This window comes from Dysgonomonas sp. HGC4, from assembly GCF_001261715.1.
GTDB lineage: Bacteria > Bacteroidota > Bacteroidia > Bacteroidales > Dysgonomonadaceae > Dysgonomonas_A.
On sequence record NZ_CVRU01000098.1, the window covers coordinates 1 to 25,919 of the forward strand.

At 36.7% G+C, this 25,919-nt stretch carries 12 protein-coding genes and 1 pseudogene; 1 reads left to right on the forward strand and 12 read right to left on the reverse strand.

What is annotated here, in order from left to right:
* Nucleotides 1–26: 26 nt before the first annotated feature.
* The 11 genes and pseudogenes from HGC4_RS09820 to HGC4_RS09865 all read right to left on the reverse strand — a co-directional run bounded on the left by HGC4_RS09820 (nucleotide 27) and on the right by HGC4_RS09865 (nucleotide 19,522).
* The gene (locus HGC4_RS09820; protein WP_050709962.1) at nucleotides 27–932 is read right to left on the reverse strand and encodes a sugar phosphate nucleotidyltransferase; all 906 of its coding nucleotides are present in this window, start codon (nucleotides 930–932) and stop codon (nucleotides 27–29) included.
* 11 nt (nucleotides 933–943) lie between these two features.
* Entirely contained in the window at nucleotides 944–3,442 is a 2,499-nt protein-coding gene (locus HGC4_RS09825) for a glycoside hydrolase family 2 TIM barrel-domain containing protein (RefSeq protein ID WP_050709971.1), read from the reverse strand.
* Between the two features lie 122 nt (nucleotides 3,443–3,564).
* Nucleotides 3,565–4,710 carry an aldose epimerase family protein gene (locus tag HGC4_RS09830; protein WP_050709963.1) on the reverse strand — a complete coding sequence of 382 codons (1,146 nt, stop codon included), beginning with the start codon at nucleotides 4,708–4,710 and terminating at the stop codon, nucleotides 3,565–3,567.
* A complete protein-coding gene (locus HGC4_RS09835) occupies nucleotides 4,707–6,020 on the reverse strand; it encodes an alpha-l-rhamnosidase (RefSeq protein ID WP_050709964.1) in 1,314 nt (437 codons plus the stop codon). The genes HGC4_RS09830 and HGC4_RS09835 overlap by 4 nt, the downstream gene beginning before the upstream one ends.
* 43 nt (nucleotides 6,021–6,063) lie before the next feature.
* Complete coding sequence (locus tag HGC4_RS19075) at nucleotides 6,064–7,176, reverse strand: glycoside hydrolase family 43 protein (RefSeq protein WP_373419308.1); 1,113 nt, start codon at nucleotides 7,174–7,176, stop codon at nucleotides 6,064–6,066.
* A 408-nt stretch (nucleotides 7,177–7,584) separates the two neighbouring features.
* A pseudogene (locus HGC4_RS19080) lies at nucleotides 7,585–8,601 on the reverse strand (right-handed parallel beta-helix repeat-containing protein); the annotation flags it as partial.
* A 127-nt stretch (nucleotides 8,602–8,728) separates the two neighbouring features.
* Nucleotides 8,729–10,351 (reverse strand): RagB/SusD family nutrient uptake outer membrane protein, encoded by a 1,623-nt coding sequence (locus HGC4_RS09845; protein ID WP_050709965.1) that lies wholly within the window; start codon nucleotides 10,349–10,351, stop codon nucleotides 8,729–8,731.
* A gap of 17 nt (nucleotides 10,352–10,368) precedes the next feature.
* Nucleotides 10,369–13,428 carry a SusC/RagA family TonB-linked outer membrane protein gene (locus HGC4_RS09850; RefSeq protein WP_082204135.1) on the reverse strand — a complete coding sequence of 1,020 codons (3,060 nt, stop codon included), beginning with the start codon at nucleotides 13,426–13,428 and terminating at the stop codon, nucleotides 10,369–10,371.
* A 265-nt stretch (nucleotides 13,429–13,693) separates the two neighbouring features.
* Complete coding sequence (locus HGC4_RS09855; RefSeq protein ID WP_050709967.1) at nucleotides 13,694–14,914, reverse strand: DUF2264 domain-containing protein; 1,221 nt, start codon at nucleotides 14,912–14,914, stop codon at nucleotides 13,694–13,696.
* Between the two features lie 47 nt (nucleotides 14,915–14,961).
* Entirely contained in the window at nucleotides 14,962–16,119 is a 1,158-nt protein-coding gene (locus tag HGC4_RS09860; protein WP_082204136.1) for a glycoside hydrolase family 88/105 protein, read from the reverse strand.
* A 298-nt stretch (nucleotides 16,120–16,417) separates the two neighbouring features.
* Nucleotides 16,418–19,522, reverse strand: coding sequence for a beta-galactosidase, LacZ type (locus tag HGC4_RS09865; protein ID WP_050709968.1), 3,105 nt, complete (start codon nucleotides 19,520–19,522; stop codon nucleotides 16,418–16,420).
* Between the two features lie 269 nt (nucleotides 19,523–19,791).
* Here HGC4_RS09865 and HGC4_RS09870 point away from each other — a divergent pair, with 269 nt between their 5' ends.
* Nucleotides 19,792–23,865, forward strand: a complete 4,074-nt coding sequence (locus HGC4_RS09870; RefSeq protein ID WP_050709969.1) for a hybrid sensor histidine kinase/response regulator transcription factor — start codon at nucleotides 19,792–19,794, stop codon at nucleotides 23,863–23,865.
* A gap of 67 nt (nucleotides 23,866–23,932) precedes the next feature.
* Here the strand turns inward: HGC4_RS09870 and HGC4_RS09875 are convergent, their stop codons facing one another.
* Nucleotides 23,933–25,852, reverse strand: coding sequence for a glycoside hydrolase family 43 protein (locus tag HGC4_RS09875; protein WP_050709970.1), 1,920 nt, complete (start codon nucleotides 25,850–25,852; stop codon nucleotides 23,933–23,935).
* Nucleotides 25,853–25,919: the final 67 nt, after the last annotated feature.

Sequence of the window (25,919 nt, forward strand, 5' to 3'; positions counted from 1 at the left end):
TTTTATATCTGTAATCTACCAGTTCATTAAGAAAATAATTTTTCTGGATATACCTTATTTTTAACAAGGTCTTTAATCTTCAAAATAGCTTCCGGACGATCTTTTGCATATGTAATTCCAAACCATTTTGATGGTGTATTAAATAACTTCACCTCAATCAATTTCTGTTCGATAAGGGTATTTATTAAAGTCGGAATAAGAAATTCAGCTTTAACCTTATCTTTATTCTCTTTCAAGAATTCTACAAAATACTTTTCCGAAAGATCGAAATAGTCTGGAGTAAATCCCCACATATTCATCGAAACAGGAGTTGTATCGGTTAAATTCTTCCAAGTGCCGTCCTCATCTTTAAATTGAGGAGTACCCTCAGTACGTTTTACCTCGGTACGTTCTACTATTTTCAGAAGAAGATTATCTTTATCTACTTCGCAAACACCTCTGGCCACTGAGCCACTGTCTGATAATGTATTACCTAGCATATAGCCCATCATGCAATAATGACCGGTTTTTCCTTCCATATTCCTAAGTTGTCCCGCTAAAAGCTGGAAACTTTCTCTACCATAAAAGTCATCAGAATTTATTATTCCAAATGGTTCATTTATGACAGTCTTACCCATTAGCAGAGCATGGTTTGTACCCCATGGTTTTTCTCTCTCCGGGTTTGGTGAAAACCCTTTAGGTAGATCATCTAACTCCTGAAACACTACTTCTACAGGTACTGATTTTTCGTATTTAGAAAGAATCTTTTTTCTGAATTCTTCTTCAAAAGCTTTTCTTATAACAAATACAATTTTACCAAAACCCGACTGTAACGCATCGTATATGGAATAATCCATTATTGTTTCGCCATTGGGACCCAAACCATCTAATTGTTTTAGTCCGCCATATCGGCTACCCATTCCGGCTGCCAGTACAAATAATGTAGGTTTCATAGTTCTTTTCTCTATTTGATGTTAATAATAATCTCTGCTGAGTTTAGCCAAGGAGAGGTAAACCTCACTTTAGCAATACCCTGCTGTCCCGTTGCCTGAATGTAAGCCAATATACGCCCATGATAAACACGATGCATATTATCTGTATAATCGCTCATGTCTTCATTATTGCTGGCTTCTAATCCTAGCAGACGAGCAGGACCATCGATAGTACAGGTCACTTCTTCGTCCGATAGTAAAACAGGTATGCCATTTTCATCAACAACCTGTATAACCACCTGAGACAAACCTCTATCCTTACTGATAATGGTTTCTCCCGCTTGAATAGTCAACGCATACGATCGTTTTGATGACTCAATAGCAAAGGTACTAATTTCTTTTTCATCTTTATCCATACCTACTACCTCAAGTTTACCTTCGGTATATGGTATATCCCAATAAATGATACCTGTATTGTCATCATACCTTTTAACATCTCCTATTGCCTTATTGTTCAATAATAATTTAGCCTGTGCCGCATTTGTATAACATACAACTCTTATGGATTGTCCTTTTTCGTAATTCCAGATAGGCCATGCATCCACCGAAGGAGTCTTTTCCTGATAGTTTCCGCCTTCGTTTTCTGCATCGAATTGCGACCATACATCTTTCATCTGACTTCTAGTGCCTTTGCCCGGAGTTGGATAGGTACCTAAGTATGCCATCGGCTTATTGCTCCATAAAGATTGTCGGAAGTATCCTCTTGGTTTAATAAATCCGCCAAAATCAAGTAACCCCGAATAGAATCCTCTAGAAGGCCATTTATTAGATTCACCCAAATAATCGATACCTGTCCATAAAAACTGCCCAAAAATATGTTCGTTATCTCTTACTGCTTTCCATGCAGACAATTCGTGGCGATTTTCGCTTCCAAATATTATTCTAGTAGGGTATTTCTTGTGATCCATTTCATAACGACCTTCTGTATAATTGTATCCTGCAATATCTAAAGCTCCGGGATACTCTGTTTCATTCGACATAGCAACTCCTGCTAACCCAGCGGTAACCTGACGCGATTTATCGTACTCTCTTACAACTGCTGCTAAACGTTTGGCAATAATCCCCAAACTCATAGCATCGGGTGCATCTTTCTTATAACCTCCAAATATCGGTTGGGTAAATCCTTCAACATTCGATCCGTTCAGCACAGGGTGAGAGTAAGGATCGTTCGGATAATCAACTTCGTTTCCAATACTCCAAGCAAATATAGAAGTATGGTTACGATCGCGACGTACTATATCTGCTAAGTCTCTTTCGCCCCATTCTTCAAAAAAGTCGAATGTTCCTTGAAAACCGGGTGTTCCTTGATTCCATCCCGTTAGCCATTTGCGTTTAGGAAATTCCCATTCGTCGTATGCTTCATTCATTACCAGCATGCCTAGTTCATCACACAGTTGATATAAATCGGGTGCTTGCGGATTATGACTTGTTCTGATAGCATTACATCCAATGCTCTTAAGAGTTTCTAACCTTCGTTTCCAAACCTCACGAGGAACGGCTGCACCGAGTACTCCTGCATCATGGTGAATACATACACCTTTTACCTTCATCCACTCTCCATTGAGAGCAAAGCCTTTATTCGGGTCAAAAGTATATGTGCGAAAACCTGTATTAGTAGAGGTCTGATCTATTATTTTTCCGTCCTTTAAAACTGTTGTTTTTAATTGATATAAATATGGATTCTCTAAATCCCATAATTTGGTATTACTGACTTTTAGCTCCTGAGATATTTTAGCTTTCGATGAAGAGGAAACTGCTAGTTTTTGTGCCCCTTTAGCTACAACTGTTCCATCTGCTAATAAAAGCTCGTTTTGAATAACTAACTCAGCATTTGCATCTGAACCATTTTGCACTTCTACTTCTACACTTAATATCGATTGTTTTTTATTAGATATTTTGGGATAAGTGTATACTCCCCACTGGGCTATGTGGATGGGGTTGGCGTATATTAACCATACATTCCGATAGATACCTGAACCTGTATACCATCTGGAGTCCGCAGATTGGCTGTGATCTACACAAACTGCTATTACGTTGTCTTTTCCATATTCTATATAAGGAGTTGCATCATACATAAATGAAATATATCCGTTAGGGCGTTTTCCTAAAGAGTGACCATTTACAAATACTTCGCTTCTATTATATACACCCTCAAAGTAAAGATATACCTTCTCTCCTTTTTTATCGGATGGAATGTTTAAAGCTTTGCGATACCATCCGATACCTCCCGGAAGATACCCTGTAGCACTTGCCAACGTTGGACTCAACTGTCCTTTTATACTCCAGTCATGAGGGAGATCTACCTGTTGCCATTTGGCATCTTTGAAGTCTACAACTTCGGCTTTTTGAGGATCATCTAATGTAAACCTCCAATTATCATTAATCTTTGCCGGCTCTCCGAATGAGACTTGACTAAAAGAATTAATTGACAAGGAAGTCAATAAAAATAGTAGCAAGATTTTTCTTTTCATAATTCTATATGTTTTGTTCTGTGATTTTGAGGTATCAACCCTTTTTAATATTTTGACAAGTATAAAACAATAGCCTGTTATCATTCCAGCAGACAGCCATCATTAGATACTGTTTATTTAAATTATTTAGTTGAAAATTTATAGATCGTATTCTGAATATACACTTGTCCTGGGTCTAAACGTGTAGAAGGAAAGTGAGGTTGGTTGGGACTATCCGGAAATTTCTGCGTTTCGAGTGCTATTGATTCTCTGTAATTATGCGGTTTATTGTATTTACCAATATCAGTACCCTTTGCAAAATTGCTGGTGTAAATCTGGATTCCTGGTTGATCTGTCCATATTTGCATTTGTCTGCCTGAGGTTGGTTCGTATAAAGTGACTGCCCATTCTACATCAGATTCTGTTTTTCGATTCAATACCCAATTATGATCATAACCTGCTCCATTTTTCAATTGCTCATTGATCTCATTTATTCTTTTTCCGATTACCGAAGAAGTCCTAAAATCGAAAGGTGTATTTTCTACTGTTAAATACTCTCCCGTAGGAATAGAGAATTCATTGATGGGAGTAATAGAATCTGCATTGATGGTTAATTCATGATCTAAGATTGTACCATTCCCCTCCCCTTTTAGATTAAAATACGAATGATTAGAAAGATTCACATGAGTAGACTTATCTGTTGTTGCTGTAAATTTAATCTTAAATTCATTTTCGGGAGTAAGAGTATATACCATCTTTACATTCAGATTGCCGGGAAAACCATTATCTCCATCAGGAGAGAAGTATGATAAATGAATTTCGTTGTTACTGACACTATCAACATTCCAGACTACTACATCAAAACCAGAAGTTCCTCCATGCAAGCAGTTTGTTCCACTATTTTGAGGAAGTTGATATTTTACTCCATCTATTTCAAATGCTCCATTTGCAATACGATTGGCGTAGCGACCCAATACTGAGCCTAAAAATCTACTGTTCGGGTTCTTTATATATTCCTCTATATTATTATATCCGAGTACAATATCTTCGTACTTATTATTTCTATCAGGAGTCCAAAGTGAGACTATTCTACCTCCGAGATTGGTTACTTGCATTATAATGCCATTACCCGAATCAAGAGCATAAATACCTACCTTTTTATTATTGACTGTTGTAGAAAAATCTTTGTCTGCAAGTAGTCTAATATCTGCATTTTGGATCGTCTTATTCTTACACCCTATTAGACAAAAGACTGAAAAACCAATATATAAAAGTTTGTGTGTTTTCATTTTAATAATTGTTTCTGTGTTTTGGAATCAATTTCTAGAACTTGCACTTTCTGAGGTTCAATATCCGCTTTTCCTTCTCCATCCACCTGATCTACTTTTTGAACAAATATGTGCAGGAGCCCTTTATCTCTCCACAATTCCGTATCAAAACTGGGCTCCCACGAACCAACTGAGAAATCAGTCAGATCACGAATTTTCCAATCACTAACATTAATGTCTTTACCAACTGCTATAGACACTTTTTCTCCCCGCTCTTCGTCTCTAAATAATAAAAATAGATTTGTGTCTTTGCCTTTCGAATCAACTATCAACTGAGGTCGGGCAATAGGTATACGTTTTGTTCCTCCTCCTTTCAACGAGAAAGGTGTATTCCGAAAATTAAGGTTCAGAACTTTCCACTCTATTCCATTATTATAAACGATGTGATATTGAGGGATATCCGAGTCAGGTTCTCGCCAATAGGAGGCAATATATGGACGACCTTGGCTATCTGTTGTCATTGCTGTCTGGTTGATCAGTTCGCTATTTTGAGGAATTAAGGCTATATATTCTGATGTTTCGGCAATAATGGGTAGTGTATATTTTTTATTTTGTGAATTGAGCCATGTTATACCTCCATCTAACGATTTAGCATAACAGAGATCGTGATTTGTTTCTACATCAGGCGTCTCACGCCATACCCACGAAATATGTATAATTCCTTTATCATCTACACACGATTGTGCATAGCCATTACGTTTGCCTTCTCCATCAATCAAATTTCGTTGTAGTTGACTCCATTTTCTAGATTTCACATCATATCTATTAAGGACTAAATTTCCCTTTCCCGATTGACCATCACGATATATAAAAATCAAGTCACCATTTGGCATTTTATAAAATTCGGGATAGGTAACATTCTCTTCCAATTCACCTGTCATAGATTGCTTCTCTCCAAGTTCCAGAGACAGAGGTTCTACACTTTTAGCATAGCGTAAAGGATGTCCATGGTGATCCCACGAAACATGCAAATAGCCATCTCCATCAACCATGATACTGATTACATTATGAGCATCCTTAACATTGCCTGTATATTGCGTTTTATGTATATTCCATTCTCCTGTAGGTAATTTTCTCTTTCCTAAGGTGAGAAATCCCTCATTATCATAATAGGCTATAAACTGGGTGTCTTTGTATGTTATCAAAGAATTCTTTCGAAATACAGTAACATTCACCGAATTGTTTGCCCATCCATCGCCAACGGGTATCAATTGTTGGGAGTAGATAAACTGGGACAACAACAAAGAGATAAGTATAATAAGGTTTCTCATAATGATTGAAGTAAATAAAAGTATTAAACAAGGTCTTAGACCTTCATTTCTTAAAGATATCTAAAGCCCAGCTATCTAACCACTTTAATACTGGCATATTATTTTTAAATTGAATAGGTAGCCATACATATCTGCCATCAATGGGATCCTTTGGAGTCCATCGGTCAGCCATAAAAATAAAAGCATCCTTCTTTCCCTCAACAGGCAAAATATATGTGCTTTGTGAGTGGAATGTTAGCTCGGAATCTTTACCAACGCATGGGTTAGGATATAATTTCCAAGGTCCCCAAATGTTGTCTGCAACAAGTAAACGAGCGGCATTAGGAGCCCATCCTGTACATCCCGAAGTAATCATGAAATAGTACCCATCTTTCTTGAAAATTGCAGGAGCTTCATTATGACCTGCGGGTTCCACTCGTGTATATTTTCCGGTGTGGCTTAAATAGTCATCTGATAATTCGGTAATCTGTAATGTTAGGTTTTCTTCTGATGAGTATATATGATATGCTTTACCATCGTCATCTACATAAACAGTCATATCACGTGACATTTGCCCTCCTTGAAAATCGCGACGAACAAATAACCCATCTTTTACAGCAGCAGTCCATTCTTTAGTCCACCATTTAGGGAAATTATCAGGTGTTACTTTCTGATTTTTCTGTTTCTCCGACATATCTATGGGATAATATCCCGCATTAGGACGATATGATTTTACGAATTGAAAAGGACCTGTCGGCTTATCGCTTGTTGCAATTCCGACATGAGCACTTTCATATCCTTTACCCTTTAGTTCTAAATGGAAAAACATGACAAACTGTTTCGTTTTTTCATTATAAACAACTTTAGGACGTTCTATAATACAACCTTTAGTTATAGGGCTTTTCTCATCATTCTCTACTACAGAAAGTGCTACACCTTCGTTTGTCCAATTGTACAGATCGTCTGACGAATAACACATCACTCCCACCAAAGCATTATTACTATCCTTACCTTTATGCTCTCCAAACCAATAGTATTTACTATTGTGATAAAGTATTCCTCCCCCATGTGCATTGATATGTACCCCATCTGTATCTGTCCATATTTTACCGGATTCGAAAGCTTTGTGTTTTTTCATGTCAGAACTTTTATTCAGTGACTTTAATTCAAAAATCATCTGATTTATATCTTTTGCTTGAAGCACCCTTTGCACTTCTTCCACTTTTGTAGAAGAACGTTGTGTATCTTTTGGCTTATTCTCTATATCACCGATATAAGTATTCCCTTGAAACAAGGTTTGCGTATCTCCTCCAAATTTAAATATCGTTTGAGCATCGTCTTCTACATAAAATATATTGTTGTAAAATTGGGTATTATGTGCCCATTTTTTACCCCAATCATCCATTTTCAAAATAGATTTATCAATTTCAGGACTTCCTTTTTTCTTCACAACAATAAGGTTGCCATAAAATTGAGTATTGGTTACAGGTCCTGTTATATGGATAACAGGCGAAAACCATCCCACTTGTTTAGTTGGATAAGCACGCAATCCATCGTTTACGCTTACATTGTATCTCACGATTGTATTATCTGTGCCAATATTCCAGTTTTTACCTAACGAGTCGCCATCATTACATACAAGCAGAAAACCTCCTGCATTGTTGTGGCTATAATTATATTGTATGATTGTATTTCTGCAATTATAGTCCGAGTCGAAACCTTGCCCATCCCATTTTGCATTGTGTCCGCTTACTTCATTGTATTGGATAATTGTATTATCGCAACTCCAAGGCCATATACCTGCGGCTGCCTCATCCGGAGATAAAATATCTGGACAATCTTTCATCACATTATATTCAATAACAGCACCATCGCATCCGATAGGGACTATACCATCACCGGGAACGCCTTCCAATAAATTACCTTTTATAAGTACTCCCAAACTAGGATACCAATTGTCGCGACCAGAGTATCCACCTGAATATATGCCATTACGTCCGCAATCTTTTACATGACAATCAAGAATTTTCAAATCAATGAACCGGGTCTTTATACTGTCTCCTTTGTTTTCCCAATATATGCCTCCTCCCGAACCGTCTTTCTTTACCAAGCTTCCGTTCACATTCTTTACTGTCAGATTCTGAATCGTAATCTGATGCCTGTCTCCACTATTCTCAGCTAAGATTAAGACCCCTACCCTACGATTCTTTCTTTCGCCTCCTGTGTTTGTTATTTCCAAGTCTTGAACAACGCAATAAGCCGAATTTGCGAGAAGCAAAGTATATTGTTTTTCTCCCTCCCCATTTAGTTGAGGTTTATTGCCTTTTCCATAAGCTCCTACTACAATTAAGTTTTGATTTGTTCCTTCAAGCCTCAACTCCAATTGTCCCGAAAAAGCAGAGTTCCTTTTGAACAAAATAGTATCACCGGGTATAAATTTGCTTGAATTAACTTTACCTAAACTCTTCCAAGCCAAAGCCAAGCTCTTTCCCGAATTACGATCGTTTCCCGATTGAGAATCTATATAATAAGTCGTGGAAAATATAACTGGTACTTGAAGGCTAAATAAAATGTACAGAAGTATTGGTTTTAACTTTATCATCTTGATTATTATCTATGTGAGTTATACATGATATTATGGTCATCTATCTTTTAGTATGGGATTCCTCTTTCCAATGCAAGAGAAATCCCGGTACTATTTCTAATTATTATTAATTACATTACAAACATTAATCATATCCCGGATTTTGCTCTAATACTGCATCTTTATTCAATTGAATTTCAGTCAAAGGTATTGGCAGCAAAAGATGTGTCTTGGTTAAACCTATTATGGGTTGATATTTGGTTGTGTTTAATTTAGCACGCTCAACCAAGGTTCCGGTACGCATCAATGTCATACGTCTGTTTTCTTCTCCGATCAATTCTCTGGCTCGTTCGTCAAGAATAAAATCTAATGTTATATCTGATGCTGAGACTTTACCTTTAGTCGGATAATCGGGAAATGCCCTTTGTCTAAGAACATTTATTGTATTAGCTGCCTCACCTGTTTTACCTTGCTTAAACTGCGCCTCTGCAAGCAATAAGTAAGTTTCTCCCAAACGCATCAAAATCCAATCTTTAACGGTAGAATATCCAAAAGTATCATTCGGATCAAAAGCTCCCCACTTGGTTGTATGTGGGCATAAATTGTAGATCGTGTCTGTTCCTACATAAGGTACTTGTTTACCATAGTTGACATGAGCAGGGTCGTTAATAAAGATTTTTCTTCTAATACTATATTCAGAATTACGTATATCGCCATCTTTATAAAGTCTGTAATTAGTCCAATCGCTTAAACGTAATCTGGCTAAGCCTCTACCTCCCAACGAATCGCACAAAATCATGCCACTAATGTTGTAATATGCAGAAGTCCAGACACGTCTTTGCTGAGGACTTCCTGAATATCCTCCGGGAACAGTATTTGTGTTTTCGAGTTCGAATGTCCATATTGTCTCAGTATTTCCTTGCGATCTACGTTCATTTCCATATAAAAACATATCGCTATAATAATCTCCGGCAAGATCTGTTTTTGCACCATACCGTTTATCTATTAACCTAAATCTACCGCTCGAAATTATAGATTGAAGCTGAGGTTCTGCCAATTCGGGTTTCCCGGCTCGTATATATGCTTCGCCAAGTAATTGCATAGCCATAAATTTATTCGCTCTACCATATTGCTTTCCACCCGAATTTGTTGGTACAGATTCAATATCGGGAAGATATTGTGTGCTAAACGTTAAATCAGAAATAATAAGATTATTAATATCATCTAATGAGGCTCTTACATAATCCGTTTTTGGACCTGATGTTGGTTCTGTCACTAATGGGACTCCACCAAAAAGTGTTGCAAGCATATTATAAGCATAACCTCTAAAAAATTTAGCTTCTGCACTTGCCCGTTTTTTTCCATTTTCACTAAGCCCTTTTACGGTAGAAGATGCACTCTCTATATCGCTAATAATACTATTGGCATTATTGATTAGAACGTAACATCTTTCCCATACAAAAGAGGATGCTCTGTCTGACGATGTCAGCTTTGTATAATCATAATAGGGAATTTCCACACCTTGTTGCTGAGCCGCACTGGCAACATCGGTACCTACCTGCCATACACACAGCCAACCTTGTTGATCGCTCCAAGTCCAGATTGTACCATAAGAATAATGTAAACCTTTGAGCGAAGCTTCAACCCCTAATGAATCCTTTAAAGTTTCGGGGGTATATGATGAATATGGCTTTTCCTCTAAGTAACTATCGCTACACGAATAGGTGAGTAATAGTATGGATATGATTAATATTATACCTTTTTTCATGATTGTTATTTTTTAGATTACTTAAGTGTGATATTTAAACCAAAGACAATAGTACGCACTACCGGATAGTTATCTTCCCAGCTTCTATATTCGTTCAAATTACTATCCCAGCTTTGAGAACCTCTGGTAATTTGTCTAGATTCAGGATCCCATCCAATCCAATTGGTAAATGTGTGAAGATTGCGTCCACTGGCATAAACAGTTAGTCCTCCAATACCTATTTTATCTAATTTTCCGGGGTCAAATACATAACTCAGTGTAATATCTTTAATACGTATATAGTCTGCATCCGAAGCGTATCCATAGCCTCTTGTGTTGTAGTATGAAAGAGCCGGTCTTGTATTATTTCTATTTTCAGATGTCCAATATCCAACCTCACGAGGAGTGTTTCTTTTTCCCGTTTCATCCACGTAATTTAAATCAGGATTATTTTTAGTCATACCTTGGGCTGTTTGAAGAAAAATGCTCAGATTCCAGTTCTTATAACGGAATGTATTAGTAAGACCTGCTGTCCATTTGGGGCTGGTTTGTCCTAATATAACTCTATCCTCAGCAGTAATCTGTCCGTCTCCATTTACATCTTCAAATTTTAAATCACCCGCTTTCGCTGTTGGATCTTGAGTCTTATGAAGACCTGCACTAATTTCATCTTCTTGCCATATTCCCTGCATTTTATAATCATAAACTACATTTATCGGATGACCAATGAACCATCTGTTACCCAAATCGTCTTTTTTATCACCATATAAGTCCACAATCTTATTTTTATTGGCTGCAAAAACGAGTGTACTTTCCCATCCGAAGTTTTTAGTTTCAATATTACGTGTAGTTAATGTAAGCTCAATCCCTTTATTGGCTGTTTCGCCCAGATTATCATAAACTTGTGAATAACCCGTTACCAAAGGAATAGAACGTAATAATAAAAGGTCAGTAGTTTTACTGCTATACATATCAATAGTTCCCGATATACGGCTTCTTAGAAAAGCAAAGTCAATACCAATATTTGCACTGGTTGTTTTCTCCCATTCCAGATCGGAGTTTCCAAGGTTACTCAAAAGCATACCGGTTTCGCCAATTCCATTAGAAGGTATTTTATTATTTGAGGATGTTGATATTGTTCTGTAAACTGGTATTGCCTCATTACCCGATTTTCCATAAGAAAGTCTGAGCTTTAAGTTATCAATTGCATCAACCGATTTCATGAAATCTTCATTGTTTATATTCCACCCTAGAGCTACCGAAGGAAATGTTCCGTATTTAGAAGTATTACGTCCAAAAACTGAAGAGCCATCGCGACGAGCAGTCAGTGTAAATAAATACTTACTATCATAAGAATAATTGATACGTCCCATGGAAGAATTTGCAGAATATTTGTCAGCATAGGATGCACTTGTTTGTGTTGCTCCGGCTCCAAGATTATTAAACGATAATAAATCATTCACAAAACCAGTAGCTCCGGCAGTCGATTCGTTAAATTTGCGCTGTTGTGCACTATATAAGCCTGTAAAATCGAAGTGATGTTTATTCCAATCGCGAGTATACATTACAATATTTTCTATCGTATAACTATTTGTCTCTGTATTTCTGATGCTACCGTTACCCAGCATATTATTTGCTTCGCGTCCCGTATAGCTAGATGTACGTGTAGGCAAATAAGTATATCCGACATTTAATTTATATCTCAATCCTTGTAGAAAGCCAGAGAATCTCACCTCTGCATACCCGTTCATATTTACATTAAACGATCGGCGTTCTCTATCCGTTGTCAACCCTAATAATGGATTAGAGAATAATTGCTCTGGCTCCATCGGATATATTTTATAACTACCATCGGGATTGTAAATTTGTCCGAAAGGACTCATAGCTGAGGCATTCAGCAGATTTACTCTTCCTCCGTCTCTATTGTGATTGGTTAGGAAAAGAGAAGTACCTATTGTTAAATATTTAGTTACGTCAGCATCCAAATTAGATCGAAGACTAACTCGCTTGTAATTATATCCTTGTAATACTCCTTTCTGATCCATATAGCCTCCCGACAAGAAGTATTTCATATCTGATGTTCCTCCTGATATACTTACATTATGATCTTGTATAATACCTGTTTGTGACACAAGATCTATCCAATCGGTAGTTATACCTGCTTCGTAATTTGCCAACTCTCCATAATTAGGTACAGGGCTAGTTTGCTCACGTCCCATCTGCTTCATCCAATCCGCAAATTTTTGCAAATATTCTTCCCCATTCCGAGGTTCTAAAATATGAGCCATACTTTCAACACCCACATGGCCATTATATCGTATAACTGGTTTACCCGTAGTTCCGCGTTTTGTTGTAATCAGAATAACACCGTTAGCACCATTAGTTCCATAAATAGCAACAGCCGAAGCATCTTTCAATATCTCCATAGAGGCAATATCAGCAGGGTTAATATCATTTAGAGTACCTCCCGATTTAGTCATCGGAATACCATCAACAACAATATAAGGACCCGAGTTTGCATTAATAGAATTCTGTCCTCTAACCAAAGCCGAAGGGGCATCACCCGGAACTGATGACTGTTGTGTTATAATTACTCCGGCAGCGGCTCCCTGAACAGCTTGTAAGACATTTGTCACCGGTATTTTAGCCAATCGGTCTTTAGATACTGATGTTACAGAACCCGTTACATCCGATTTTTTTTGCACACCATATCCCACTACTACAACATCTTCGAGAAGTTGACTGTCTTCTTTCAGCTGAATGTTTAGAGGTGTTCGATTTGTAATAGGAATCTCTTGTTTTTCGAAACCTATATATGTAATAACCAAAGTAGAGCCAATAGGTGCAGCAATCGAAAACTTGCCATCAATATCGGTAAGTACTCCGGTTGTTGTTCCTTTTACAATGACCGAAACACCCACAAGAGGTTCTTTGTTGGTAGCATCCGATATTTGCCCCGAAATAGAATTTTGCTGCCCTTGTGCGTTTAAGGGTATAGATAAGAGAATAGCGAAGAGCATCAGACATAAGAAAAAGACCCTTGAAGCACTAGATACGAGAGTCTTGTCCTTGCTTTTTGAAGAGGTTAGTTTTTTCATGATATTAAAAAGTAAAGGATGAATATTAAGTAACTGCTAAAATTGACATTTAGGTTAAAAATGGATATTGACGCGATATACTAGTTGCCCGATAAGTGAAAAATGACACCTAGATATATGAAAGGAAAAAGCTAATTAGCAAAGTGTTTTCATTAAGTTATTTAAGGTTTCTTTTCCTCAAAACTATACATTTGATATTGTAACAACAGGTGAAATTCAGATCAAAGGAGTTGAATAATAATTCAACTCCTTCTTTTTATATTTATTAAAATCCGATTGCATGATCTCTCGGAAAATCTTCTCCCGACCATGCTTTCTGTGCTGTCCATTCTTTGGCCGGAGTTGTCCAAAACGAGTGGTTAGCGGGTAAGCCTAACGGAAGAAAAGTAAGAGACGTAAGATATAAGCTTCCATTATTGGTGTACCAATCAGCAAGATTAGGTTGATGACCAGCAAAGCCCAATTGAAGAAATCCTTTCTCATTGAAGTTACCCTTTACTTCAAACATTCTTTTCATTACACTTGTCAAAGCATTCCTAACCTGACCTTCGCTTAATTCTTCAGGCAATTGTAGGTTCAATGACAATAGAGCCAAAGGTTGAAACACTCCCATACGGTAAGTCATCGATCTTCCAAATACGGGAAATGTAGCTTCGGGTGATATAAATCTTTCCAGAATAATTCCGTATCGTTGCATACGTTTACGGGCTATGTCTAAAGTCTCAGGTTTTACCATTCTCTTTTTGGCTACAAGTACTTCCAATACTTCTACATACATGGGCTGTATAACGTAACTGTTGTAATAATCAAATGCAAAATGTTCTCCATCTGCATACCATCCATCACCCACATACCATTCTTCTATTTTGCGAATAGCACTATGAATTCGATACGCATCATATTGCTCGTCGATTGACATGAGAAATGTTTCTATCATTGCCGAAAACAGTAACCAATTGGTATAGGGAGGATCTACCCAACGCAGTTTCTTAAACTCCTCAACGTAGCGTTTTTTTGTCACTTCATCCAAAGGTTCCCATAACTGTTTAGGTGCTCTCAAAAAACTATTGGCAACATAGGCTGCATCTACAAGTGCCTGCCCTTCTTTATCCCATTGTAAATAATCGGGACTATTAGGATCTACTGCATGGGCATAACTTTTTAAAGCCCATTCCGTTAATTGTTTTCTTTGTTTACCTTCGGGTGTATTATCTTCCGGCAGATTCAGCCAAGGAGCCAAACCAGCCATCAAGCGTCCGAAAGCTTCCATATAGGTAACTCTGGTACGACGACCATCCCAAGTGGGACTCACTTCTACCTGCATATTCTTTACAAGTTCGCCACGACTCATATTGCTCAATACCGGCTCTGAAATTTTATAAAGTAAATTCGTCCAATAAGTACGATCGGAGTCTTTTTCTGCTGCTTTTACTTGATAAGAGCAGTAAGTACACACTAAGAGTATTAAAATAAAAGTTCTTTTCATGGCAATAAGGTTTTGAGGATTCTTGTTAGATATTTAGGTATTATATTTTATTTCTTATCTACATACTTCACCATCTCAGAGGCTGCCAGAAGAAATGCTCCGACACCAAAATCGGCAGTAGAATTTACATCAACCACTTGCCCCGCTATGGCTTTCTCTCCAATAGGTTGTACATAGCCTACTCTACCATCGGGTTGAAGTGCCGTTTCAGCCAAATATTTCCAACTATTGTTTACAACAGGGGCATAAGTGGCTTCGTCTAAGATTCCATTATTTATCCCCCATAGGAAACCGTAGGTAAAGAAAGCCGTCCCACTGGTTTCGGGACCTGGTGCATGTTGAGGATCTAGCATAGACCGCGTCCACGATCCATCCGTTTGTTGGCTGGCAGCAATAGCTTCTGCCATTTCTTTGTAAATCTTTATGTATTCGGTTCTATGCGTATTTGTTTCGGGTAGATCCTCTAATACTTTAGGCAGAGCAGCAAAAACCCATCCATTACCTCTCGCCCAAAAGTCTTTCAAACCATTATCAGTTTTATGTTTTGGGTAAATGTATTTAGCATCTCTATAAAACAATTTGCTTTCTGAATCATACATCAAATCCTGAGCGAACGAAAAATATTCATATAATTTATCTAAGTACAATTCATTGTTTGTAACCTTATAAAGTTTTGTCATTACGGGCATTGCCATATACAAGCCATCTGCCCACCACCAATAATCGTTATTGGGAGTCGACATCTGATATTCCATTACTTGTTTGGCTCTGGCTATTTTCTTTTCATCAGGATTCAAATTATACAAATCAATATATACTTGAAAGCAGGTCTGAAAATCGCCAAAGAGAACATACTCGTCGCTCTCGCCGTAACTGTATTTCCATTTGGTGCTATCATCCGATTGAGCACCCATCCATAAATTATGTTCAGCCCATGCCTCAGAATAAGCCTTATAATCGTCTATATTGGTAACCTCATAAGCTGCTATATTACCGGTATGATAAGCTGCACGATGCCAAAACGAATTTTCGTGATTGGGGTGAGTTGCCTGCCAATTTCCATTTACTTTTTTAATGATCTCAATAACCTCTGCTTTTGATGGAAATTCTGATTCTGGTTGTTTATTAGTTTTACCCGCACACCCTATATAAGAGAGACTAATGAGAGGGATTAGGAATAAAAGAATTGTCTTGAATTTTTTCATACTGTCTATTTGTTAAGGTCACAGACCTTTTTATTACTAATTTTAGAAAAGCCATAACCGAACAAATATTTCAATATCCGATTACTCTTTTAGTGATAGCAAAGATGTAAAAGACATCAAGAACAGATAGTGCATGAATAATTCAAAAGAGGAGTATTATTAGATCACAGGCATAAATCTTCGTTATTTTATAAACAAGAAGCCCCGCTATTATTTAGCAGGGCTTTTTAGTAAATAGAATTGCTGATAAATATAAGTTTAAGGTCTCAGACCTTTTTCTTTTTTATAATAGATCCACTTATTTCAAAAAGCTAATCGTATAGCTATATTGGTATTCTTTATCTCTGAATCGATATTCATCCAAAGGTTTTGCTCCCCATGAATTCAAACCCGCAACTCCTCGCTGGAATAGATCAACACAAAGAACAACTTCTTCACGAGGTAAAATGTCTGAAGCATGCTGTTGCTTTTTAGTCATTCCCGGATCAAGATCTTCAGGACGATTATTGGTTGCACTCACCGATAAAGGTTGCGCACCCTTAACGAGAATACCTTTACCCGATTTGTCTTTCAAGGTCAACCAACGAACATCTGTTTTATTGCCTCCTTCTTGTGGACGGATATAAGGGTAATACTGATCTTCTACAGCACCATTCCAAATTCCAATAAATGTATCTGCATTTCTGTCCACATAATTCTCCCAAGGACCACGTCCATACCAAGTAAAGTCATTAAACTCTTTAGGAAGGCTCATAAGCATACCAAAACGCATCATTTCGGGAAGCTCATCCGATAATGCTTTGTAACGTGCATTTGTAGTTAAACTTCCATCTGTATTTACTGTATATACAATGTCAACTGTAGCTTCAATACCTCTAAGTTTCGCTTGATAATTAAAGGATATCGCTCCTCCATTTTCCTGATAATTTTTATATGTATAGATAACATTATCTCCGGCAGCATCCCATACACGTAGTGCATATTGTTCCCATGATCCGAAATCGTTATCAAGAGGAGCACGCCAGAAGTTTAAGCGAGGAAGTTCACGAAATACTCTTTTTCCGTCATTTTGTACTGCTAGAAGAGTTTTCCCGTCTTTAGTAGAAAATTCATAACTAACCGATCCTGATTTTACTGTAATCTTATCTTCACCCTTATCAATATTCAATGTTCCCGAATAGTTCGCAGCTGTAAAATAGTTATTAGAGTTGAAAGCAAATTCTTCTTTAGCAACTTCAAATCCAGCTGGAGTAAATGGTGTTTTCTCTTTACTATAAGCAAATACTTGCAAATAATATTCAACACCTGCTTCAGAACTAATCGCTGGAATATTCACTTTCACATCTTTTTGTGTGTCAGCAGGCACTATTGCTTCAAAAGTACCTTCTTTATATAGCTCTCCATTTTTAAGAAGCACCCATTTATAAGTGTAGTTTTTATTTGTAAGATCTGTAAATTTAAAATCATTAATTACAGTGATAATACCATTGTTCAGATCTTTCGCTTTGAATAGAATATTCTGATATACTTTCTTTACAATATGTGTATGAGGCAGATAATTCTGATCGGGACTAATAACTCCATCTATACAGAAGTTGCCGTCATTCATTTTATTATATCCCTTAAGATCGCCACCATAAGCCCAATAAGGACGCCCTTGTTCATCTTGAGTTTTGAATCCATGATTGTACCATTCCCAAATAAAACCTCCCTGCATGTTTTTACTTGTGCGCATCAAATCCCAATATTCTTGAAAGTTACCCATACTATTACCCATAGCGTGAGCATATTCACACATAATATAAGGGCGACCCAAATCTTTAGCAGCATCTCTTTTCATTGATTCCCAAGATGGATACATAGGACAAAGAATGTCAGTATTAGGGTCTTTTTGATGAGCTTGCTCATACTGAACAGGGCGACTTTGGTCTCTTTCTTTTGCCCATTTATACATATCGAAGAAAGCTTTGCCATTACTAGCTTCATTTCCTAATGACCAGAATATAACTGATGGATGATTTTTGTCTCTTTCAACTGCACGAATAATTCTATCCATGTGTGCTCCTTTCCATTCCGGAAAGTTAGATACATTATCAGGACCATAACCTAAACCGTGAGATTCTAAATTGGCTTCATCCACTAAATATATACCATATTCATCGCACAATTGATACCAAAGTGGTGGCTGTGGATAGTGAGATGTACGGACAGCATTAATATTAAGTTCTTTCATCAACTGAATATTACGCATCATAACTTCACGAGTTACAACTTGCCCCGTCTGAGTATTAAATTCGTGCAAGTTTACTCCTTTGAAATAAACCTTTTTACCATTCACAAATACTTGTCCGTCTGTGATTTCAATTTTACGAAATCCTATTTTATTGGAAGTAGACTCTATTACTTTGCCTTTACTATCTTTTAGAGTTATCAGCAAAGTATATAAATTGGGAGTTTCGGCAGTCCATTTAAGAGGAGACGATACTGTGCCTTTTATAGTAGTTTCAAATATATTATCGGCTGGAATATTTATTTTCTGAGTGTTGTTGAATACCTTTTTACCATTCTTGTCAAGAATAGCAACTTCAACTGTTTGATCAACTGCCGAATTAGTATAGTTCTTTAACACCAAGTCTAAACTAAACAATCCGTTCTTATATAATTTATCTAAGTCGGGGTGAGCAAAAAAGTCTAGAATACGGGTTTGATCCGTAGAATATAGATATACACTTCTGTTGATACCACCTAAACGCCACATGTCCTGATCTTCCAGATACGAACCATCACTATATTTGTGCACCTCACATGCCAATGTGTTTTTTCCTTTGCGAATATATTTAGTGATATCAAACTCAGCAGGGCTTTTTGCATTTTCAGTATAACCCACTTTCTCGCCATTTACCCATACATACATAGAGTTTGTACCCCCTTCGAAATGAATAAATACTCTACGTCCATCCCAATTTTCAGGGATATTAAACTCTCTTCGGTATGCACCAGTCGGAGAATCTTCTCTGTCTATATGAGGAGGCTTTGCTTTAAAACCAAAACCTACATTTACATACATGGGTATACCATATCCATTAAATTCCCAGTTAGCAGGCACTTTCATATCTGCCCATTTAGAGACATCATAATTTTCCTTATAGAAATTAGCAGGTACTTCGCTTATTTTAGGTACCCAATAGAATTTCCATACACCATCTAGCAATTGATAGTAAGGCGAAGTTTGATATTCGTTTTTCAGAGCCGAAGTTTCATCCGCAAACGGGAGGGATGTAGCTCTTGTGTTTTCCTTATTTATGGCGAATACCTCCGGGTTTTCCCAGTCGGGTATAGTATTCTGGGCAAATATATTGCCACAGACCACCGCAAATAACAGCAGATAAATGTTTTTTTTCATAGTTTAATAATTTGTTAGTATATAAAATGTCGATTATGTTCTAGTAACTAAAGTTTGTATTACATATCTTTTTTATTTCGAACACACTCCAATAACAAAAATACTACCTAAGTTGAGAATTAAGGTCGAAAAATCATTCACTTAAAGTAGGACAAATCATTCAAATTAGACTTTCAGCCTACAAAGGTCTCTTTTTTTGATATTCTATGAATCTTTTAATAAATTTATTTATAATATTGTATTAATCCTTATCTAAAATACCCTTAAAAATGCTTACCATAAATAGATATTCTTATATCTCTATACTCCTATGCTTTCTGTTTGTAACAAATTTGGCTATATGTTCAAACCCCATATCAATCAATCCTATCCCCGTTATAGCACAATTCCCTTCAAATTCGGTACAACGGATTTTTCAGGATAAGGATGGATACATGTGGTTTGGTACTTTAGATGGTTTATGCCGATATGACGCATACCGACTACTGACATTCAGATCTAACTTAAACAACCCTACTCTACTCACCAACAATGAAATTACATGTATTTCTGAAGATAAAAAAAACAATCTCTGGATAGGTACAAGAGAAGGTCTGAATATATTGAATAGAGAAACTTTTAAGATTACACATTTTGACGATCCCAATGTAAGAAAACAGCACATAAGATCGATACTAACGGCTACTGATAATACGATATGGCTTGGTCTCGGAAATGGTATTTACAGATACAATTCAGACTTTAAACTGCTGAAAGCTTACCCTACAGGAACACCAATGAGTTCTTTACCCAATAATGGAATAAATTCGATAAGTGAAGATTCAGAAGGTAACATATGGGTACTCTTATGGAGAGGCGGGCTACACAAGTACAATAAAGCAGACGATACATTTATTCACTATCCATCTATTGGCTCTATTAATAACCCATTCAGAATATTTCAGGATAGTCATAAACAATACTGGATTTGTACTTGGGGTGACGGTATTTTCAAGTTCGATCCCACCAAAGCCGGACAAAGTATGTATAGCTATCAAGAGATATATAATAAAGAACGTCAACAACCCGAAGATACTTTTTTCAGTATCGTTCAAGACGATTCAAAAGGCTATATCTGGGCAATGTCCTTTTCGGGTTTATATGCTCTCGAATATGCTAATGATGGATCGGTTAAACAAGCTGATATATCTTATCTATTTAAAGAAACTAATAATATATTCAGTGAGATAATAAAAGACCGAAGCGGTAACCTTTGGATAGGAGCATTTAGCGAAGGAGCACTTACTATAAACTTTAATAAACCTGAGATTCAGAATTATCCGTTAAAAGCCATTACCAACAAAGTTAGAGTAGTCCCCAACATAACATGTATTTATGAAGATAAAGACGGTGTGATGTGGTTAAACCAGAATCGTTTGGGACTTAATCTTTATTATCCTCAACAAGGAGACGTAAAACTATCCAGTGATTTTCCTCCTTTACGAGATATTCAAGGACTTCGAAATACTGCTTGCATAAAAGGATTCAGCTTTACCGATAATGTTTGGATAGGCTTAGAAAACGAGCCTACTATATACATACTAAACAGAAAAGGAGAAGCAATATCAATAGTTGACCAAATAGACCTTACTTCATATCAATCAAATCCAGGTACTCCCCGCATTTTTTTTGAAGACAGTGCAAAGAATATCTGGATTGTTACAACAAGTGGTATTTTTATCAAATCGTATAATGAGACAGATATCAGGCATATAAATAGTTCATTAGGAAGCATTACTGCTATAACAGAAGATAAGGACGGCTCGATCTGGATAAGCAGCGAAAATAGTGGTATTTATGAAATCACCTCTAACAATAGCGATAATTATAACAAATATGATATAAAGAGCTACACTAATAAAAAAAACAACCTGATTAGCAATAATATTCAGTCGATATCTGCTGATAGACATAATAGAATATGGATTGGGACAAAGGAAGGTAATATCATTGTATATGATAAAGCTCAGGGCAAATTTCAAGACTATACCGAATCTTGTGGAATGTTTGGCGAAGCAATCCTAGATGTGGTAACAGACAACTTCAACCGCACTTGGATTTCAACGAATAAACGTATAATAGAATACAACCCCGAAAATGGGGCTTCGAGAGATTATACCGCTTCGGATGGATTACTCGTTAATTCTTTTTTAAAGGGGTCTTACTTTAAGAGTAGCTCCAACAAGATATACTTTGGAGGTAATAGAGGAATCAATTCTTTTACCTCATCAGAAAAACTCTCGGGTAACCCAAAACCATCTAAAGTTTTAATTACCGATGTTAAGATTCAGAATCAATCTATTCTTCAAGGATTTTCTGGTTCTCGTTTTAATGCAGCCTCTCAAACTTTAACTATACATCCTGACGATAGAAATATAGAAATTGATTTTTCGTCCCTCAACTATACATTTCCCGGAAAAATACAATATGCCTATAAGCTTGAAGGTGTTGATGACAATTGGGTATATACAGGAAACAATCGTCAATTTGCCACCTACAACCAATTGGCTAAAGGCTCTTATACATTTTTGGTAAAAGCTACGGATGAAAACAGATTGTGGAGCAGCGAAGTTACCCAATTTAAAATACAAAAGCTCCCTGCGTTTTACGAAACATGGTGGGCATATCTTATTTATAGTCTACTTGTTTTTATTGGTCTATATTGGGCATTATGCATTGTGCAGAATCGTTTACAACTTCGTAATGAATTAAAAATAGCTCAGATAGACAAAGAAAAATCTGAAGAACTAACGCAAACCAAACTACGCTATTTCACCAATATTTCACACGATTTTCTCACTCCTCTAACTATTATATCATGTCTGATTGATGATATAGAAACCTCATCGAAAAAGCAACTCCCTCAATACGGAATTATGAGATCGAATGTAAACCGTTTGAAACGGCTGCTTCAACAAGTACTCGATTTCAGAAAGGTAGAAAGTGGAAATATGAAACTTAAAATAACCAATGGAGAGATAGTCGCATTCGTTAGGGATGTTTGTTACACACATTTCTCTCCACTTATTCAGAAAAAGAAAATCGATTTTACATTTACTGCCGACCCAAACCAGATACAGGCTTATTTTGATGCAGATAAAATAGATAAGGTGGTATTTAATTTACTCTCGAATGCATTTAAATATACTCCCGAAGCTGGAAGCATAAAAATACATCTTCAATCTTATGAAAAAGATAATCATATTTATTTAACTATCAAGATAAGTGATACAGGCGTGGGCATAGCACCCGAAGATTTAAGCAGCGTTTTCACACGCTTTTACTACAATAGCAAAACCGATGCCAGCGAGACCAACGGAATAGGACTTTCGCTCACAAAGGATTTAATAGAACTGCATCATGGAACTATTACTGCCGAAAGTAAGTTGAATGTAGGAACATGCTTTATCATTACTATTCCAATAGATAAGGAGAGCTTCATCGATTCAGAATTAGTTAAATCTACTCAAATACTGATTAATGAAGAAAATATCACCAAAACTTCAATTGATGAGGAAGAGTGGATAGAATCGAATCCTAAGAATGAAAAAGTTAATGTGAATATTCTGCTTGTAGAGGATAATGAAGAGCTACTTCACACCATGCAGAAAATACTATCGAGTCGTTATAATGTCCTCAGCTCATCTAATGGAATAGAGGCTATGGAGATTCTAAAAACGGCAAATATAGACATTATTATAAGTGATGTAATGATGCCCGAAATGGATGGTCTGGAGCTTTGTAGAACACTGAAAAACAATATTGAGACAAGTCATATTTCAATCATTCTGCTTACCGCAAAAAACAGTGTCGATGATCGGATAGAGTGTTATAATGCAGGAGCCGACGGGTATATATCGAAACCCTTTGATCTGAAAGTACTAGAGGCACGTATAAACAACTTTATAACTAATAAGAAAGACAAGCAACAAGAATTTAAATCGAATGTAGAGATCAATATTTCAACTCTCGAGTACCCATCTATTGATGAGCAATTTCTAAATAATGCGATTGTAATTATCGAAAAGTATCTTGCTGAAACAGAATTCGATATTAATACATTTGCAGAGCATCTAAATATGTCTAAGTCATCTTTGTATCGAAAAATAAAGACCATGACCGGATTATCTCCCATTGAGTTCATCCGAAATATTCGCTTGAAACATGCCTGCCAAATGCTAAAAGATAAATCGATCTCTATATCAGAAGTCGCTTATTCAGTAGGCTTCTCCGATCCCAAATATTTTACATCTTGCTTCAAAACCGAATTTAATATTACACCCAGTGAATATCAAAAAGGATAAAATGAAAGGGCTATTCTCTCAGCAGAATAGCCCTTTCTAAATAAAATCTATAATCCGAAAAACACACCTATAAAGTTGGAACTACTGGTTTAATACTTCCATCTTCGTTAAATTCTATTTTATCAATACATACTTCTCTATGATAGCCTGCCGCATCTCCCATCTTAATTCCGTCGGGACGGCTAAACCTATGATAAACAATGCGCCAATCATCCTTATCGGGTATTTGTAATACTGAGTTATGCCCCGTTCCGTATATCCCTCGTTCAGGATCTTTTGCCAGAATCAAGTTATTCTCGGGTATAGTTATAGTACCTGTGGGCGATTGAGAAGTACCATAACGTACTCTATAATTCTCACTTCGGGTATCATCTTCAGACCAAAGGAAATAATACGTTCCTTTTCTATAAAAGACATAAATACCTTCTCTAAAAGTATTATCCGGCGTAATTATTTTCTGAGTTTCAGGTCTGAGAGATACCATATCCTCATTAAGCTCTGCAACTGCCAAATACCCGTTTCCCCAATACAAATAATCTTTTTTACTCACCGGATCATAAAACACATCAGGGTCTATCTCCTGCCCTCGGGTTATACCTTCGGGTTTCTGAGCAATTAATGGTTTCCCCGAATCAACAAAAGGACCTGTCGGGTTATCTGCAACGGCAACCCCTATCTTTTGAGCGGCTGTAAAATAATAGTAGTATTTATAATCGTTTCCAATCTTTTTTTCAATAATGCAAGGAGCCCAAGCATTACGATTTGCCCACGATACGTCTCTCTTTAAATCAAGAATTACCCCTTCATCCTTCCAGTCAATCAAATTATCGGATGAGAATGTCTTAAAGTAACTACCTCCCCAATTAGCAAAACCGTCACTGGTGGGGTATATATAATATTTCTTGGTTTTATAAGAATAGAGAATATCAGGATCAGCATAATACCCATCCAAAACCGGATTATTGGCAGTAGGCATCACAAACCTATCGGGCTTGCCCCATTTATTAACTAACGCTCTCACTTCTTTCCGAGTAATAGGTATTATAGAACCGTGACGAGGGTGAAAATCCATAGAAATTTCATGGTCAATAACCGTAAAATTTTCTAAATCGGTACTTTCTGTAAATTGGTATTTTCCTTTCATATATACATCATACATCAATATATATGTGTCTGAATTTATAAGTTTAAAAACACTCGATCCTTCCACAGCATCCGTCGTTTGTTGTTTGTATCTTTCTTTCTCGTTCCAGTTACCCGAAGTTAATGATTGAGTTGTAGCTAGTTTTAAACCGTTGCCATCACCTTCTGTTTTATAGAATAAATAAAAAAGACCATCTTTATATATGATGTCTCCATCAATACACGACTTTCTCGATTTAGGCAGAAAAAGAGGTTTCGGCTCCCCCTCCAAATCGGTAAAATCGGCGTTAGCATAAGCATAATAAATTATATCTGGTCCGTCTCCATGTTTCATTGACCAATACACCATATACTTATCAGCCTCATGATCATAAATTGTTTGAGGAGCCCATACTCTTTTCAGATCATCATTATTAGGATATCGCTCTTGAATATTGATAATACTCGATGTCCAGTTCACAAGATCGGTGGATTTCAATAAAATCATTGCCCTATTAGAATCCCATCCTTTAGAAGATGTCATGTCTGTAACCACCATATAGAATGTTTTACCATCTTCGCATCGGAGTATATGAGGATCACGTACACCTCTTGTAGAACTGATACTTTTAGAATCTATTATCGGATTATTTCCATTCAAAGCATAATAGTTATATCCATCATTACTTAAAGCAAAATGAATGGATTCTTCTTCTACCTTATTTCCTGTAAAATAGGCAAAAAGATAAGCAACATAATCTTTCTCGGTCTTAGAGGGCCGATTACTTTGAGCCTTCGCCGTATAAAAATGGGTTGACAGAAAGAGAAGGGATACACCCAAATATAATCTCCAGTTTTGTTTCATAGTATTCACTTTTAAATTAAGATATTAAATCAGCCTGTTCCTTTAATTAGTCTAAATATCATACAGC